The 17,078-nt window shown below is 34.1% G+C and carries 15 protein-coding genes; 9 read left to right on the forward strand and 6 right to left on the reverse strand.

Annotated elements, in window-relative coordinates:
- The first annotated feature begins 28 nt into the window (after window positions 1-28).
- The 3 genes from P278_RS05375 (at window position 29) to P278_RS05385 (ending at window position 4,701) form a co-directional block, all read left to right on the forward strand.
- The gene (locus tag P278_RS05375; RefSeq protein ID WP_038263484.1) at window positions 29-2,164 is read left to right on the forward strand and encodes a S9 family peptidase; all 2,136 of its coding nucleotides are present in this window, start codon (window positions 29-31) and stop codon (window positions 2,162-2,164) included.
- A 71-nt stretch (window positions 2,165-2,235) separates the two neighbouring features.
- Window positions 2,236-3,276, forward strand: coding sequence for a PLP-dependent cysteine synthase family protein (locus P278_RS05380; RefSeq protein WP_038263487.1), 1,041 nt, complete (start codon window positions 2,236-2,238; stop codon window positions 3,274-3,276).
- A gap of 165 nt (window positions 3,277-3,441) precedes the next feature.
- Window positions 3,442-4,701: an aminotransferase class I/II-fold pyridoxal phosphate-dependent enzyme gene (locus P278_RS05385; RefSeq protein WP_038263490.1), complete on the forward strand. Its 1,260-nt coding sequence runs from the start codon at window positions 3,442-3,444 to the stop codon at window positions 4,699-4,701.
- 117 nt (window positions 4,702-4,818) lie between these two features.
- On the opposite strand, the gene P278_RS05390 is transcribed toward P278_RS05385, so the two are convergent.
- The gene (locus P278_RS05390; RefSeq protein WP_038265272.1) at window positions 4,819-6,228 is read right to left on the reverse strand and encodes a TlpA family protein disulfide reductase; all 1,410 of its coding nucleotides are present in this window, start codon (window positions 6,226-6,228) and stop codon (window positions 4,819-4,821) included.
- A 172-nt stretch (window positions 6,229-6,400) separates the two neighbouring features.
- On the opposite strand from P278_RS05390, the gene P278_RS05395 reads away from it, so the two are divergent.
- Window positions 6,401-8,026: an ABC-F family ATP-binding cassette domain-containing protein gene (locus tag P278_RS05395; RefSeq protein WP_038263493.1), complete on the forward strand. Its 1,626-nt coding sequence runs from the start codon at window positions 6,401-6,403 to the stop codon at window positions 8,024-8,026.
- Between the two features lie 46 nt (window positions 8,027-8,072).
- On the opposite strand, the gene P278_RS05400 is transcribed toward P278_RS05395, so the two are convergent.
- Window positions 8,073-8,312, reverse strand: a complete 240-nt coding sequence (locus P278_RS05400) for a putative signal transducing protein (protein ID WP_038263496.1) — start codon at window positions 8,310-8,312, stop codon at window positions 8,073-8,075.
- A 69-nt stretch (window positions 8,313-8,381) separates the two neighbouring features.
- On the opposite strand from P278_RS05400, the gene P278_RS05405 reads away from it, so the two are divergent.
- The gene (locus tag P278_RS05405) at window positions 8,382-9,116 is read left to right on the forward strand and encodes a sulfite exporter TauE/SafE family protein (RefSeq protein ID WP_038263499.1); all 735 of its coding nucleotides are present in this window, start codon (window positions 8,382-8,384) and stop codon (window positions 9,114-9,116) included.
- Here P278_RS05405 and P278_RS05410 read toward each other — a convergent pair.
- Both P278_RS05410 and P278_RS05415 read right to left on the reverse strand, forming a co-directional pair.
- Window positions 9,106-9,828, reverse strand: coding sequence for a hypothetical protein (locus P278_RS05410; protein ID WP_038263502.1), 723 nt, complete (start codon window positions 9,826-9,828; stop codon window positions 9,106-9,108). The two genes, P278_RS05405 and P278_RS05410, sit on opposite strands and share 11 nt — an antisense overlap.
- Window positions 9,829-10,054: 226 nt before the next feature.
- The gene (locus tag P278_RS05415; RefSeq protein WP_038263505.1) at window positions 10,055-11,533 is read right to left on the reverse strand and encodes a nicotinate-nucleotide adenylyltransferase; all 1,479 of its coding nucleotides are present in this window, start codon (window positions 11,531-11,533) and stop codon (window positions 10,055-10,057) included.
- A 214-nt stretch (window positions 11,534-11,747) separates the two neighbouring features.
- Between P278_RS05415 and P278_RS05420 the strand changes: the two genes are divergently transcribed.
- From P278_RS05420 to P278_RS05430, 3 genes are read left to right on the forward strand one after another with little or no spacing between them, the layout of a single operon-like run.
- On the forward strand, window positions 11,748-12,515 hold the full coding sequence (locus P278_RS05420) for an MBL fold metallo-hydrolase (RefSeq protein WP_038263513.1): 768 nt from the start codon (window positions 11,748-11,750) through the stop codon (window positions 12,513-12,515).
- 4 nt (window positions 12,516-12,519) lie between these two features.
- A complete protein-coding gene (locus P278_RS05425; protein WP_038263516.1) occupies window positions 12,520-13,011 on the forward strand; it encodes a hypothetical protein in 492 nt (163 codons plus the stop codon).
- A 12-nt stretch (window positions 13,012-13,023) separates the two neighbouring features.
- On the forward strand, window positions 13,024-13,983 hold the full coding sequence (locus P278_RS05430; protein ID WP_038263517.1) for a TerC family protein: 960 nt from the start codon (window positions 13,024-13,026) through the stop codon (window positions 13,981-13,983).
- 68 nt (window positions 13,984-14,051) lie between these two features.
- Here P278_RS05430 and P278_RS05435 read toward each other — a convergent pair whose 3' ends face one another.
- Both P278_RS05435 and exaC read right to left on the reverse strand, forming a co-directional pair.
- Window positions 14,052-14,432: a DUF779 domain-containing protein gene (locus P278_RS05435; RefSeq protein ID WP_038263520.1), complete on the reverse strand. Its 381-nt coding sequence runs from the start codon at window positions 14,430-14,432 to the stop codon at window positions 14,052-14,054.
- A 1-nt stretch (window position 14,433) separates the two neighbouring features.
- Window positions 14,434-15,957 (reverse strand): acetaldehyde dehydrogenase ExaC, encoded by a 1,524-nt coding sequence (gene exaC / locus P278_RS05440; protein WP_038263522.1) that lies wholly within the window; start codon window positions 15,955-15,957, stop codon window positions 14,434-14,436.
- A 205-nt stretch (window positions 15,958-16,162) separates the two neighbouring features.
- On the opposite strand from exaC, the gene P278_RS05445 reads away from it, so the two are divergent.
- On the forward strand, window positions 16,163-17,068 hold the full coding sequence (locus P278_RS05445; protein WP_038263524.1) for an AraC family transcriptional regulator: 906 nt from the start codon (window positions 16,163-16,165) through the stop codon (window positions 17,066-17,068).
- Window positions 17,069-17,078: the final 10 nt, after the last annotated feature.

Consider the following 17,078-nt stretch of genomic DNA (forward strand, 5'->3'; position numbering starts at 1 on the left):
AATTAGAGGCTGTACAATAAAAATCTTAATGGAAAACAAAATTTTTGTTTTAGTACTATGTGCTATTTTTGCTACCTCATGCAAACTGGAAAAGCAAAAAGATAATATGATTCACATTCAAGCTCCAAAGGCTAAGATAGAGCCTACCTCATTAGAAAAACACGGTGATATTAGAATAGATAACTATTTCTGGATGAACCAGAGAGATAGTAAAGATGTTTTGGCTTACTTAGAGGAAGAAAATGCCTATTACGATGAAATGACCAGGCATACCAAGGAATTTCAGACAAGCTTATTCGAAGAGATGAAAGGGAGGATAAAGGAAGACGACTCCTCAGTTCCATATAAATATAATGGCTACTGGTATATAACGAGATATGAAACTGGCAAGGATTATCCTGTTTATACCCGTAAAAAAGGATCTTTAAAAGCCAAAGAAGAAGTGTTGTTCGATTGTAACCAAATGGCTGAAGGACATTCTTACTTTCATCTTAAAGGAATAAATATTAGTCCGGATAATAAGTTTGTGGCTTATGGGATCGATACAGTAAGTCGAAGACAGTATGATATAAAGATAAAAAATATTGAAACCGGAGAGGTACTTCCTGTAGTTATAAAGAATACAACAGGAGGAAGTGTTTGGGCTAATGATAATATCACTTTGTTTTATACTCGTAAAGATCAGCAAACCCTTCGCTCAGATAAAATTTACAAACATACTTTAGGAACAGATGTTTCTAAGGATAAGCTTGTCTACGAAGAAAAAGATGAAACTTTTAATGCATTTGTTTATAAAACCAAATCCAGAAAGTATATAGTTTTTGGAAGTTCGAGTACCCTTACGGCAGAGTATAGTATTTTACCCGCTGATAATCCTGATGCTGCATTGAAAATTTTTCAAGGTAGAGAGCGAGGTATGGAATATGGGTTATCTCATTTTAATGATTCTTTTTATATACTTACCAATGCAGATGGTGCTATCAATTTTAAATTGATGAAAACTCCTGAACATGCAACTGAAAAAGAAAACTGGATAGAAGTAATAGGACATAGAGAAGATGTTTTATTGGAAGATATAGATATATTTAAAGACTTTTTAGTGGTTAGTGAAAGAAGTGATGGATTAAATAAAATAAAGGTAATAAGATGGGATGGACAGGATGAATATTACCTTCCATTCGATAATGAAACCTATACAGCTTATTCCACAACTAACATTGAGTTTGATACTCAGATCCTTCGATATGGTTATACCTCCTTAACTACACCTGCCTCCATTATCGATTTTGATATGGTAACTAAAGAAAAAGAGGTTAAAAAGGAACAAGAGATTTTGGATCCGAAATTTGATAAAAGGAATTATGTTTCCGAAAGGGTTTGGGCAACTGCTGAAGATGGCACCAAAGTTCCGATTTCCTTAGTGTATCGTAAAGGGATAAAAAAAGATGGGTCAAATCCGCTTTTACAGTATGGATACGGGTCATATGGAGCTACTATTGATCCATATTTTTCTTCATCGAGATTAACCTTACTGGATAGAGGTTTTATTTATGCCATTGCACATATACGAGGTGGTGAGTATCTCGGAAGGCCTTGGTATGATGATGGAAAGCTACTCCGAAAAAAGAATACATTTACTGATTATGTTGCTGTTTCAAAATTCTTAATTGATCAAAATTATACGTCACCTGAACATTTATATGCCATGGGTGGTTCTGCAGGAGGACTGCTTATGGGGGCCGTTATGAACATAGCGCCGGAATTGTATAATGGTGTAATTGCATCTGTGCCTTTTGTGGATGTTGTTACAACGATGTTAGACGAATCAATCCCTTTAACAACCGGAGAGTATGATGAATGGGGAAATCCAAATGATAAAGAGTATTACGAGTATATTAAATCATATTCTCCATACGATAATATTGAAAATAAAAGCTATCCTAACTTACTGGTTCTTACAGGATATCATGATTCTCAGGTTCAATATTGGGAGCCTGCAAAGTGGGTGGCAAAATTAAGAGAATTAAAATCAGACGATAACAAATTATTATTTCATACGAATATGGATGCTGGTCATAGCGGTGCTTCGGGTAGATTTGAAGCGTTAAAAGAATTGGCAGAAGAATATGCATTCCTGTTGGATTTAGAACATATTCAGGACTAATTCAAAAAAAAGTTTAACTTTGCACCGTTTGAATTCAGCTAATAAACCATTTTGTACCTAACCCCACTATTATGGAACAAAAGATAAATGCTTACGATAATGTTTTAGACCTAGTAGGCAATACCCCATTGATTAAGCTAAGCAAAATAGCTAAAAATTTTAAAGGTAATTTTTATGCTAAGGTAGAAGCTTTTAATCCTGGGCACTCCACGAAAGATAGAATTGCTTTATATATTATTGAACAAGCTGAAAAGAAAGGGATATTAAAGCCAGGTGATACTATTGTAGAAACAACATCAGGTAATACTGGTTTTAGTGTCGCCATGGTGAGTATTATAAAGGGATATGATTGTATTCTTGCAGTAAGTTCTAAGTCTTCTAAAGATAAAATTGATATGTTACGGGCAATGGGTGCAAAAGTGTATGTTTGTCCAGCTCATGTAAAAGCAGATGATCCAAGGTCTTATTATCAGGTTGCAAAGCGCATTCATGAAGAAATGAAAGGATCTGTATATATTAATCAGTATTTTAATGAGCTAAATATGGATGCTCATTATAATTCTACCGGTCCTGAAATTTGGAAACAAACCGCAGGTAAAATAACTCACCTTATTGCCTGTAGTGGAACCGGAGGTACCATTTCCGGAACTTCGAAATTTTTAAAAGAACAAAATCCTAACATCAAAATAATCGGGGTTGATGCCTATGGCTCAGTGTTGAAAAAATATCACGAAACCAGAGAATTTGATTCCAATGAAATTTACCCATACCGCATAGAAGGGTTAGGAAAGAACCTGATACCAACAGCTACAGATTTTGATTTAATAGATAAATTTGTTAAGGTAACGGATGAAGAAAGTGCGCATACGGCAAGAGATATATCCAGAACAGAAGGAATGTTCGTTGGGTATACTTCCGGAGCGGCATGGCAGGCTATTAAACAATTGGAGATAGAAGGCGAGTTTGATGAGCATAGTAATGTAGTTGTAATATTTCCGGACCATGGATCTAGATATATGAGTAAGATTTATAGCGACGATTGGATGAATGAACAAGGCTTTTTCGATAGTGTGAATACCGAAGAAGAATGTAAAATAGAACATGTTAAATAATAGGAATTTAACGAATATAAAATAGCACCTAAGGGTGCTATTTTGCTTAAAAGTATTAATATAAATAGCATTTAGGCTATCGATTTTTTATGATATCAATCGAAAAATCTTTAGTTTTGCATGCTTTTTAATTTTAACTGAGTTGTAATTAACCCGAAAATCTACATGAGAGATTTATTTGAAAGAATACAGAATAACAAAGGGCCTCTAGGTAAATGGGCATCGCAAGCAGAAGGATATTATGTGTTTCCTAAGTTGGAAGGAGAATTGGGGCCACGAATGAAGTTTCGAGGAAAAGAGATACTTAACTGGAGTCTTAATGATTATCTGGGGTTGGCAACACATCCTGAAATTAGAAAAGTAGATGCGGAAGCAGCTGCGGAATATGGTGCTGCCTATCCTATGGGAGCAAGAATGATGAGTGGACATACGGACATTCATGAGCAATTAGAGCAGGAACTGGCTAGTTTTGTTAAAAAAGAATCTGCCTATCTGTTAAACTTTGGATACCAGGGAATGGTATCTATTATTGATGCTTTAGTTACAAAAAATGATGTTATCGTTTATGATGTAGATTCTCATGCCTGTATCATAGATGGTGTTCGTTTGCACATGGGTAAACGTTTTACTTATAAGCACAATGATATCAGTAGTCTGGAAAAGAATCTGGAGCGTGCTACCAAAATTGCCGAAGAAAATGATGGGGGTATTTTAGTAATTACCGAAGGGGTCTTTGGAATGAGAGGACAACAGGGTAAATTAAAAGAAATTGCCGCATTAAAAGAGAAATATAACTTTAGAATGCTTGTTGATGATGCACATGGTTTTGGTACACTAGGTGAAACCGGAGCAGGTGCAGGTGAAGAACAAGGAGTTCAGGAGGATATAGATGTGTACTTCTCTACCTTCGCGAAGTCAATGGCGGGTATTGGTGCATTTGTTGCCGGGAACAAAGATGTTATAGACTTTTTAAAGTATAACATGCGTTCTCAGATGTTTGCCAAATCCTTACCAATGATTTTTACCAAAGGAGCTTTAAAACGTCTTGATATGCTAAGAACCATGCCTCAGCTTAAAGCTAAGTTATGGGAAAATGTTAATATGCTTCAAAACGGATTAAAAGAACGTGGTTTTGATATTGGCGACACAAATACATGTGTAACTCCTGTATATCTGGAAGGTAGTATCCCTGAAGCCATGGCTATGGTAAATGACCTTAGAGAAAATTATGGTATTTTCTTATCTATTGTGGTTTATCCGGTAATCCCTAAAGGAATCATCTTGTTAAGAATGATTCCTACAACCTCGCATAATAAAGAAGATATAGAAGAAACGCTTTCAGCATTTGAAGCTATTCGTGAAAAACTAACGAACGGTACTTATAAAAGATTGTCAGCTGCAGTAGCACAAGCCATGGGCGAATAACAATATTACATAAATACTAATCATAAAAAACTCCGTACCTAAAGTTGGACGGATTTTTTTATGAGGTTATACATATTAAAGATATGATTCGAGTTTTATTCAATAAACTATAATGATTTATCGACTAATGGTGTTTTCTATATTTTGATAATTTGCATTAGCAAAAGCATTCGTAATGATTCCTTGGTTATCTGTAATAATAACCTTATTCAAATGGTCTATAACCAGCTTTTTGCTGGTTTCCTGCTGATTGACAGTCTTGTATTGCGATAATTGATTTAAACCATTCGCTTTTACCGTATTCAACCATTGTTCAGGTGAAATGTCATCGAAATTAATCCCAACAAATTGATAAGAAGGGTATTTATTTTGCAATTCAAGCATTCGCTTGTTAATATAGATAAGGTGTCTTTTTTGATTTGTTGACCAGAAATAGAAGATAGTACCTGAGGTTTTAGGATTTTCTACAACATCTGTAATATGCACTGTATCGTCGCTGATTGATGTTAGTAAAATGTCAGGTAGTTTATTCCCAGGTTGTAAATTTCGAATATTTTGAAAGACATTGTTAATTTCTTCTTTGTGACCTTTGTTTTTTGCCACCTCATTGTAAGCTGCAATGAATTGCTCATTATTTTTAAGGTTGTGGTCTCTCAAAAGATAGGAGTAAGCGGCATTTCTAAAAAGGTTATCTCTTAATTCACTACCATCAACCAAGCTATCAATCAAATGAAGTTTGTGAGTATGATAGTGAAGGGTGCGTTCTATTATTTCATCCTTGGAGCAGAACTTTTTACAGTTATTATAAGATAGATTGTTTAAGTGCATTACCAAGAAATCCATATATGGTTTGTAATGAACCATATCATCGTTTCCGTAATCGATAAAACTTCTGTAATCATAAAAATCTCCTGGCATTTCGGGAGCCTGTTTCAGTCCGTGATTCAATCTGTACATGGTAGGATAGTGCTCAAAGGACACAAAATGATTATAATCAATACTGGCTTTGGCAATTTTTTTGGCGCGTTCAGAAATGTCAAAATTTTGAGCGAAAGACTCGAACTGCTCCAGTTTCATTTCTTGAAGGGAATCCATCTTATGCTTAAATGTGAGAGGTTCCAGGCGATAGTAATTGTAAACAAGTTTTTTTTCATCCTCATCTAATAAGAACATATCGATAAGAAAGTTATTTTTTATGGACCCTTTACCAGAAAATACTAAGGAACCGTCAAAGTCAAGCGTATTTAAACGAAACAGGATACTGTCTCCTTTTTCTATAAAAACATATTGATACTCAGGGTAATGTTTAAAGTTATAGAGTCCCTCTTGCAGATTGTCAAGCCTCATTAAAAATCGATTGTCTTGGTCTAAAACAGCAGAATCGACAACCTCTTCATTATGGTATAATACTACATAGTTTGCTTTAGGGTTTACGATTTCCCCACCAAAGTATGTCGTAGTATTCCGTTTTTCTTCTTGGCAACTGATTAGGGTAATTGTAATAAGAACTAAAAAGAATCTATTCATCTTTATTTCATTAAGCACTTTAGGTAGCTTACTTATAACAAATCTAACAAAGCTTGAGATTTCGTCGTGTTAATGGCTAGTTAAAAAAGTAATTTAAAAGTTATTTAACACCCTTAATTTCATTAGATATTTCTTAATTTTGCGGCAATTAAGAACATCAAAAATAGAATAAATGCTTACAGTATCAAATCTTTCTGTACAATTTGGAAAAAGAGTGTTGTTTGATGAAGTAAATGTCGTATTTACTCAGGGCAACTGTTATGGGATTATTGGAGCCAATGGTGCAGGAAAATCTACTTTTCTGAAAATATTAGCCGGAAAGATGGATCCTACAAGTGGAAATGTTCATTTAGAACCGGGTAAAAGGATGTCTGTTCTGGAACAGGATCACCATGCATATGATGAATATAATGTACTTGATTCCGTTTTAATGGGGAATAAACCTCTTCACAAAGTTAAAACAGAAATGGATGCATTGTATGCTAATTATTCTGATGAAAATGCCGATCGAATTGGAGAGCTTCAGGTTGAGTTTGAAGAAATGAATGGTTGGACAGCTGAAAGTGATGCTGCTTCTATGCTTTCTAACTTGGGTGTTACTGAAGATATGCATTATACTCAAATGGCAGATTTGGATCCTAAACTAAAAGTTCGTGTGTTATTGGCCCAGGCCCTGTTTGGTAATCCCGATGTGTTGATTATGGATGAGCCTACCAATGATCTGGATTTTGAGACTATTGGGTGGTTAGAGGATTTCTTGGCGAATTATGAAAATACAGTGATTGTTGTCTCCCACGACCGTCACTTTTTAGATGCTGTTTGTACGCATATTTCTGATATTGATTTTAGTAAAATCACGCACTTTACAGGGAACTATACCTTTTGGTATGAGAGTAGTCAGCTAGCAGCAAGACAGCGAGCTCAGCAAAATAAAAAAGCAGAAGAGAAGGCTAAAGAGCTTCAGGAGTTTATTCAGCGATTCAGTGCCAACGTAGCAAAAAGTAAACAGGCAACCGCACGAAAGAAAATGCTCGATAAAATTAAAGTCGAAGATATCAAACCATCAAGTAGAAGATACCCTGCTATCATATTTGATATGGATAGGGAAGTGGGAGATCAGATTCTTAACGTTGAAAACCTTTCGGCTTCCCTGGATGGAGAAACACTTTTCCAGAATGTGGATATTAACCTGGCTAAAGGAGATAAAGTAGCCTTGATTTCTAAAAATTCCAAAGCAACATCGGCTTTTTATGAAATTGTAAATGAGAATTTAAAACCAGATACAGGTAAATTTCAGTGGGGTGTAACCACCTCTCAAGCATATTTACCAGCTGATAATTCATCTTATTTTGAAAGTGATGATAATCTGGTCGATTGGTTACGTCAATGGGCACAGACTGAAGAAGAGCGTGAAGAAGTCTATATAAGAGGATTTTTGGGAAGAATGTTGTTTAGTGGAGATGAGGCTCTAAAGAAATGTAATGTGCTATCTGGTGGAGAAAAAGTAAGATGTATGACCAGCCGGATGATGATGATGCGCGCTAATGTATTAATGCTGGACGAACCTACGAACCACTTGGATCTTGAGAGTATTACTGCCTTTAATAATTCATTAAAGAATTTCAAAGGGAATGTGATTTTAACAACACATGATCATGAGTTTGCCCAAACGGTAGCAAACAGGATAATAGAACTTACTCCTAATGGAGTTATTGACAGATATATGAGCTTTGATGATTATATGTCAGATAAAGGCGTTCAGGAATTAAGAGATAAAATGTACGGGGTAACCGTTTAAATAAAAAGCCGCTTAATAGCGGCTTTTTAACTTTTAAATTGAATTCTTAATTTCCTTCTTTTGTGATGTCGCCCATTTGATCCATTATTATTTGGGCTTTTTCCAGTTCATCTTCATGAACAAACACTTGTATATATCCGTAGACCTGCGGAGCGAAACCAGCGAGTCTTCCAGACTCAGATTCATCCTTTAAAAGTGGAATGATATCAACCTCTTTCAGCCTCGTAGCTATTTGATCAGCTATTACACCTGGACCCGTATAAATTCTTTTGTAATGTGATTCCATATCTATTTTATTTACTTATAAAGATAATCAGAATAATTTACTTAAATTAGAATTAGTTAGCCATCACTAATGAAAAATTTAGAATATTTCTTTTTGTTCTTAGCTCTTATAGCTGAAATAGTAGGGACTATTGGAGGCTTTGGTTCGTCTGTGTTTTTTGTACCATTGGCAAATTTTTATTTTGACTTCCAATCAGTTTTAGCTTTAACTGCATTATTTCATTTTTCCAGTAATTTGAGTAAAATAGCGCTGTTTCGTAGAGGTCTTAATAAGAACCTTTTAATTTATATCGGTATTCCATCAATAATATTGGTTATAATTGGTGGGGTCTTAACCAAATTATTTAAAACGAATCTACTGGAAATTGCATTGGGAGCTTTTTTGGTAATCCTTAGTCTGGTACTGCTTTTAAAAAGTGAATGGGTATTGAAGCCAAATAAAATAAATGCCCTGCTGGGAGGTAGTGTGTCGGGGTTCGTAGCCGGATTGCTGGGTACAGGAGGAGCTATTAGGGGTTTAACCATGGCGGCTTTTAATCTGGAGAAGAGCTCTTTTATTGCTACATCGGCCTTTATAGACTTCTTCGTCGATTCATCAAGGACTATCGTGTATTACCTTAATGGATATATGAAGAAAGAGTTATTCATTTATATTCCATTTTTATTTGTTATAGGATTTATTGGAACCTATATAGGGAGGTATCTTCTAAAGTTTATTTCACAAGATAATTTCAAAAGGGTATCACTAGGATTAATTTTATTAATTGGATTGGCAACATTAATTAAAATTATTTTTACGCATTAAAATACTTACTATTCCAAATAGCATGATTAAAGTTTTTCCCTAGCGCAAAGCCATAAAAGATCACAATGCTACCAATCATTTTAAAAACAAACATATATAATAACCAAAAAGTAGCTTTATCCGGATTAGTAGTAAACAACCTAATGGGTAATAGGCTTGTTACCAAAAGGCTCAGTAATAAAACCAAGAGAATTAAATTTCTTAAATTTTTAAAAGGTAACATCAGGTATTTTCGTAATGGATGTAAATTTTTACCCCATTTATCAATTAAATAAAAATAATTATTACCAATCGGCGCAAATAGTAGCGGATCATCAGCGTTCTTTAATTTAAATAATTTGGAAGGTGCAATAATTCTATATCCTTTAATTTGAATTTGATGTTGTGTTTCAATTAATTTAATTTTGTTTATAGTTTTTTGAGGAAAATCACCTTTAAAATAGGTAGTGCTTAAAAAACGTAAACGGTAATCAATGCATATCTTTTTGATCTGGTTAATATGAAAAATGCTTTCAGTATTAAGGAGATCGAAATTAAAATTATTTTCTAATATTTCAGATTCGGAATCAAGCTGAGATTTTATTCTGATGTCTCTGTTTTCTTCCTTATTTAATATAGCATGTACCTCCTCCAGAATTAACTTGGATGATCTTAAAGCATCCCTGTAATTCTGAAGTTTTGAAACAACATCTACCCGACTTAAAATGGCCATTTGTCAACGTATTTTTTTTGTTAACCATCTTAAAATTAAATAATTATGTTTTTTTTGCCAAGATTTCAATACGCAAATTTCTTCAATTAACACTTATGCTTTTGGTTTCTTAACGGTTAATAGAGTATAAGGAGGAGAGTTATGGAGGAAATATCCTTCTTTGAGAAGAAATGAAATAAAAAAAGCTGTCTATTAAGACAGCTTTTTAATTTATCCATTCTATGAGTTAATTATCTTCAATTAAGTTCTTCGACTTCTTTTTATCAAAGTTTTGAGGAAGATAGCCAAAGAGTTGTTGTTCTTTAATTAATTGAGATATTCCTTCTGGTAATAAATCTTCCCATCCATCTTCACCATCGGCAATCATCTTAAGAACCTCTCTAGAGTATATTTTTAATATTTCAGGATTATAATCAAATATATCTACTACTTTGCCATTGTATTTAAAAAACTTATAAAGTTCTTTCATACGAGGATGCACCTTTAAGTTGTTACTGGTGCTTACAGAACCCGTTTCCGGATTAATCATTGGATACAGGTATACCTTAAGGTCTTTATAGAATAGTTTACCGAATGCCTCTAGTATTCCACCACTAAGATGTCTGTAGTACTTTTCATCAAATATTTCAACCAGGTTGTTAACACCCATAGTAAGAGCCATACGTTCTCTTGAGTAATTCGAAAAGTATTCAACCAGTTTGTAGTATTCCTGGAAGTTTGAGATCATAACCTTATGACCTAATGAACAAAGCAATTGAGCCCTATCCATAAAGTCTTTTTCATCGATCTCACCCTCTGCTCTAAGGTTGGATAATGTTATCTCAAATATCACTACTGCATTATCTTGCTCAACCTTATTTTCACGTATAAAAATCTCATAAGATTTCTTATACATATCCATATTCACAAGCGTAACCGGTCGGAAGCTTCCACGCAACGCTAATATATTTTTTTTGTATAGGACAGCCGCTGGCAATATATTATTACCATCAGGACCAAACATAACTGCCTGAGTCATGCCATTTTTTACAAGCTGCAAGCTCATTAATCGGTTATCAACATCTTTAAAGCTAGGCCCTGAAAAGTTGATTGTATCGATTTCTAAGGTATCTTTATCTATATGATCATATAGATATTTTAAAAGCTTTTTAGGTTTATCATGTTTGTAAAATGCACCATAAATAAGGTTTAAACCAACAATTCCAAGCGTTTCCTGTTGTAGTCTGGCCTCTGTTTGTTTAAAACGAATATGGAGTACAATTTCATTATAGTCTTCATTCGGATCTACCTGAAACCTAATACCCATCCAACCATGTCCTTTATACTTTTTGCTAAAATCAATAGTAGCTACTGTGTTAGCGAAGGAAAAGAAAAGTTTATTCGGATGTTTTTCACGAGTTATACGTTCTTCCATAAGGCGCATTTCGTGAGAAAGCATTTTTTTAAGTCTAGATTCTGTCACATAACGTCCATCTTCTTCCGGACCATAAATTGCATCACTAAAATCTTTATCATAGGCACTCATCGCCTTGGCAATAGTACCGGATGCTCCACCAGCTCTAAAAAAGTGTCTAACGGTTTCTTGTCCTGCTCCAATTTCAGCAAAAGTACCGTAAATATCTTCATTCAGATTAATCCTAAGAGCTTTGGATTTTAAAGAAGGGATGTTTTCAAAATTTTTATCACCTTGTAAAACAATAGCCATTGTTAAGTTGTTTTGTTTATTGCAAAGTTAATAAGATTCATGAAGGTATTGCTGAAAAACCGGAGAAATTTAAATTGTTTCGACGATCCAATATTTCTTATAATTTCTGTGTTTTAAATACCACGAAAGTTAATTTTTTAAAAACTCTTCATTTTAACATCAGCACTCTTTTAATGAGAAAAATTTATGTAAGTTTGATTTAAAATACAGCGATTTGAAGGTAACATTTTTAGGTACAGGAACCTCTCAGGGTATTCCTATTATAGGTAGTGATCATCCGGTTTGTTTGAGTGAGGACCCAAGAGATAAACGCCTGAGGGTATCAGTCATGGTTGAATGGGATGACTATCGTTATATTGTAGATTGTGGTCCTGATTTCAGACAGCAAATGCTTACAAATAATGTAGATAGAGTAGATGGTATTTTATTTACCCATGAACATGCAGATCATACGGCCGGCTTAGACGATATTAGGCCTTTCTATTTTCGTCAGGGAAATTTACCTATTTACGGGCATAAAAGAGTTTTAAGATCTTTAGAGAAACGTTTTGATTATATATTCGTAGAACCGCATCAAAGATATCCCGGAGCTCCTGAAGTTGATCAATATGAAATTAAAAATAATCAATCATTTAAGTTAGGAAACTTAAATATAATCCCTGTTAATGTATGGCATCATAACTTACAGGTGTTTGGATACAGGTTCGATAAATTTGCATATTTAACGGATGTAAAAACTATAGATACTTCAGAACTTCAAAAGTTAAAAGGACTGGATGTACTAGTGATCAATGCCTTGCGAATTCAGCCACACATATCCCATCTCAACCTCGAGGAGGCATTGGCATTGATCGAAAGAATCAACCCCAAAAAGGCGTACCTGACTCACATAAGCCATATGTTAGGTTTCCATGCAAAAGTAGAAGCTAATTTACCAAATAATGTATTTTTGGCTTTCGATAACTTAACTATAGAAATATAACGCTATGAAGAATAAAATTTTCATGTTTTTGTTTTTTTTCTCAGTATTGTTCATTTTATTTCAATACGTGAATTCTAAAAAATATTTTGATGCTGAAACAAAGAAAATGGAAGATATGAAGGAGCAACTAAAAGTCTTAGATGATTCTATTCAGCAACTTACCCTTAATAATTTTAAACTACAATATTTTTCTTTGGAGAATAATGATGATGCACTTACTTATTTTGATGCTGTCAACATAGATGATCTGCCGAGGTATATAGCGGATAAATTATTGGAAACTAATGAGATTAAAGGAGATAATCCCTTAGTTCCATATGCAGGAATGAACGGGTCTATAAAGATTAATAAAATTAAGGTTTTAAACCATAAATGGATTATTGCTGATTTCTCTGATGGTAAATACTGGGGAGAACTTTTTATAAAATATGAACTTAAAGAGGATCTTGGAGTAGATTTTACATTAATTGATCATTTACTTTATACATCGTATTAGGGTAGGGGAAATATGGAAACAAATTTAGTTTGGGGAATTTTTATAGCTGGTATCATCGTTTTTTTAGCGTTGGATCTCGGAATATTTAATAAAAAAGCCCATGTGATTAGTAATAGAGAAGCTGGATTTTGGACGACTGTTTGGGTTAGTTCAGCGTTATTGTTTTCCCTGGTAGTGTACTTTATTTATTCTAAAGGATATATTGATAATCCTGATGATTTAACTCCATCAAATGCTACCCTTAAGTATATTACCGGATATTTAATAGAGCTCTCACTAAGTGTAGATAATATATTTGTGATTGCAGTTATTTTTTCATCCTTTAGTATTCCTCAAAAATATCAACACAGAGTATTGTTTTGGGGAATTTTAGGTGCTATTGTCTTTAGGGCTCTGATGATATTCTTTGGTGTTATTTTGATTAAAAAGATTTATTGGGCAACCTATGTATTTGGAGGATTTTTAATTTTTACGGCTATAAGGATGCTCTTTCAAAAAGAGGAAAGTTTCAATCCTAAAAACTCTTTTGTTTATAAATATGTTCGTAAGGTAATTCCAATTACATCGCAGATTGACGGAGAACATTTTTTGGTTAGACGAAGACATATTTTGGCAGCCACCCCGCTATTAATAGCTTTGATTGTTATAGAATTTACAGATGTACTTTTTGCACTCGACAGTATACCGGCAATTTTAGCAATTACACACGATCCTTTTCTTGTTTTTAGTTCGAACATTATGGCTATAATGGGCCTTAGATCAATGTATTTCTTTCTATCCAATATGCTTAACAAATTTTCTTATTTAGAATATAGTTTGGTGATAATATTAATCTTTGTAGGGATTAAACTAATTGTTTCGCATCATTATAGTTTACCCGAATGGTTGTCGTTAACAATCATCGGAGGTTCGCTTGCAGGAGGAATACTAGCTTCGTTATATTTAAAGCCAAAGAAAAATAAAGAACATTAACTTTAGAAAAAAAGGCTTGCCCCAAGCATTAGACAAGCCTTAAATCTAAACAACCTAACCAACTATTACTATTCTATTTCCGTAGCTAACTTTATTGGAGATAGATTTGCTGTCTCACCCTCAGAATAAAGTCTGGATTTAATAATAAATCGTATTCCTAAAGGTATTTCCAGTGAAAAACTGGAACCTCTTCCTTTTACGATATCAACGGTTAATTGGGTGTGTTTCCAATATTCGAATTGTGACTTAGATATAAAAAAATCACAATTATGAATAGTACCAAGCCAGATATCATTATGGTCTAAGATAAACTCTCCTTTTGGGAAACACATTGGGGAAGACCCATCACAACACCCTCCACTTTGATGAAATATTAGTTCACCGTGTTGGGCTCGTAATTGATCTATAACCTCTTTAGCGTTATCGCTAATTTCAACCCTCTTTACCATCTTAGAAAAAACCTAAAGCTTTTTTATCATAAGAGATCAACATATTTTTAGTTTGACGATAATGATCTAGCATCATTTTATGTGTTTCACGTCCGATTCCCGATTTTTTATAACCACCGAAAGGTGCATGTGCCGGATAATTATGGTAATTATTTACCCATACACGACCCGCTTTTACAGCTCTTGAAATTTGATAGGCCTGATGCATATCTCTTGTCCATACTCCAGCTCCAAGACCATAAAGGGTATCGTTCGCTATTTCTATAGCTTCAGCTTCATCTTTAAATGTGGTTACACATACTACAGGTCCGAATATTTCTTCTTGAAAAACTCTCATTTTGTTATTTCCTTTCAGAATGGTAGGTTGAATATAGTAACCGCCGTCAAGACCTTCATTATATGCCGCTTCACCACCTGCCAGAACTTCGCAACCTTCTTCTTTTCCTATAGCGATATAGTTTAATATTTTTTCATATTGATCATTTGATGCTTGCGCTCCCATCATGGTAGCCGGATCTAATGGATGTCCCAGTTTAATAGCATTGGTACGTTCAATAACTCTTTCTATAAACTTATCATAAATACTTTCTTGCACTAATATTCTGGAAGGACAAGTACAAACCTCCCCTTGGTTCAATGCGAACATTACAGCACCCTCTAAGCATTTGTCAAAGAAATCATCATCTGCGTCCATTATGCTTTCAAAGAAAATATTCGGAGATTTCCCTCCTAATTCAAGGGTTACCGGTATAATGTTTTTAGAAGCATATTGCATAATTAATTGACCAGTTGTTGTTTCACCTGTAAAGGCTACTTTGTTAATTCTTGGGTTAGATGCTAAAGGTTTTCCAGCTTCAACACCAAAACCATTGACAATATTTAAAACCCCAGCAGGAAGAATATCTTCAATTAGCTCCATTAAAACCATGATACCAACAGGCGTTTGTTCTGCGGGTTTTAAAACCACACAATTACCAGCTGCTAAGGCTGGAGCGATTTTCCAGGTAGCCATTAGTATCGGGAAATTCCAGGGTATAATCTGTCCTACCACTCCAAGTGGTTCTGGCACGTTTAGTGAAACTGTATTAGCATCAAGCTCACTCACAGTTCCTTCTTCTGCACGAATAACACCGGCAAAATATCTAAAATGATCAATCGCTAAAGGTAAGTCGGCCGCCATAGTCTCTCTAACCGCTTTACCATTATCCCAGGTTTCAGCTCTTGCCAAGCCTTCCAGGTTTGCTTCCATTATATCAGCGATCTTTAGCAAAAGATTACTTCTTTCAGTTGCTGATGAATTGTTCCAGGAAGGGGCTGCCTTCCATGCAGCATCTAATGCTAATTCTATATCCTCGGCTGTTGAACGAGCTACTTTTGTAAATGAATTTCCGTCAACGGGGGAGATGTTTTCAAAATACTGACCTTTAACAGGCGGGATCCATTTTCCACCGATATAATTGTCATATTGATTTTTGAATTTAGGCTTTTCTATAGCATTTTTTTCAGTTGTTTTGACGTTGCTCATAATTTAATTTTTAAGTTAACATACTGGTTATGAATTTCATAGTGATCTAATGAGGTCACTAAATCAAAAATAGGGAAGCACTCGTTTCTAATTATGAACTATACTGCTATTATGATGAACAATTCTATTAAAAATTGATAATATGACATATTTAGGCTAAATTTATTGAGGGTTATTACTTCTTAAGAATATAAAATTATGCATAATGCAATTACCTGAAAGTTTTTTTAAACAAAGGAGGCTTGAAACCTTAGTAGAAAATCAAACCTCCTACACACTTGAAAATGCAGCTTTACATGTTTTTGAGACTCATAAACAAGCAGAACATGTTTTATTACAATTTGATAATCCTGTTTTGGCTAGTATGCTTAAGGGAAAAAAGATAATGCACTTAAAAGATCATAGGTCATTTGATTTTTTGCCAGGAGAATCTTTAATTTTACCTTCAGATGAATTAATGTGTATTGATTTCCCTGAGGCCAGAGAAAACAGTCCTACACGCTGTCTTGCAATGGCAATTTCTGATGACTTAATTAAAGAGGTCATCACCTTTATGAATGATAAAATGCCTAAATGCGATCAAAGAGAATGGAGTTTTCTTGATTATAATTTCCATTTTACGAATGATATAGGTATTCATCAAATTCTACAACGACTCTTGTTTTTATTTACTGAAGCACATCCTTCAAAAGATTATTTTGTCAACAACATGCTTAAAGAGTTGATAATTAGAATAATGCAAACAAATTCAAATAAGATTTATACGGAAAAAACCATGGATTCATCTAAAGATGGCAGGCTTTCTTATATTATTGAGTACATAAGAAAAAACCTAGAAAAATCTATAAGTGTGATGGAATTAAGTAAAAAAGCCTATATGAGTGAATCCAATTTTCATCGGGTTTTTAAAAACGAACTTGGAATGTCTCCGGTTGATTTTATTAACAATGAGCGAATTAAGTTGGCTTCGAGTTTACTTCAAGATCCCAACCTTAAGATAAAAGAAGTTTTTATGCGCTGTGGCTTTGAAAACCGCTCTTATTTTAATAGATTATTCAAGAGAATTAAGAATGTTTCTCCCAGGGAATATCAAAAGAAGATATTTAAATAGGGTATAGGAT

This window comes from Zhouia amylolytica AD3, assembly GCF_000511935.2.
Lineage (GTDB): Bacteria > Bacteroidota > Bacteroidia > Flavobacteriales > Flavobacteriaceae > Zhouia > Zhouia amylolytica.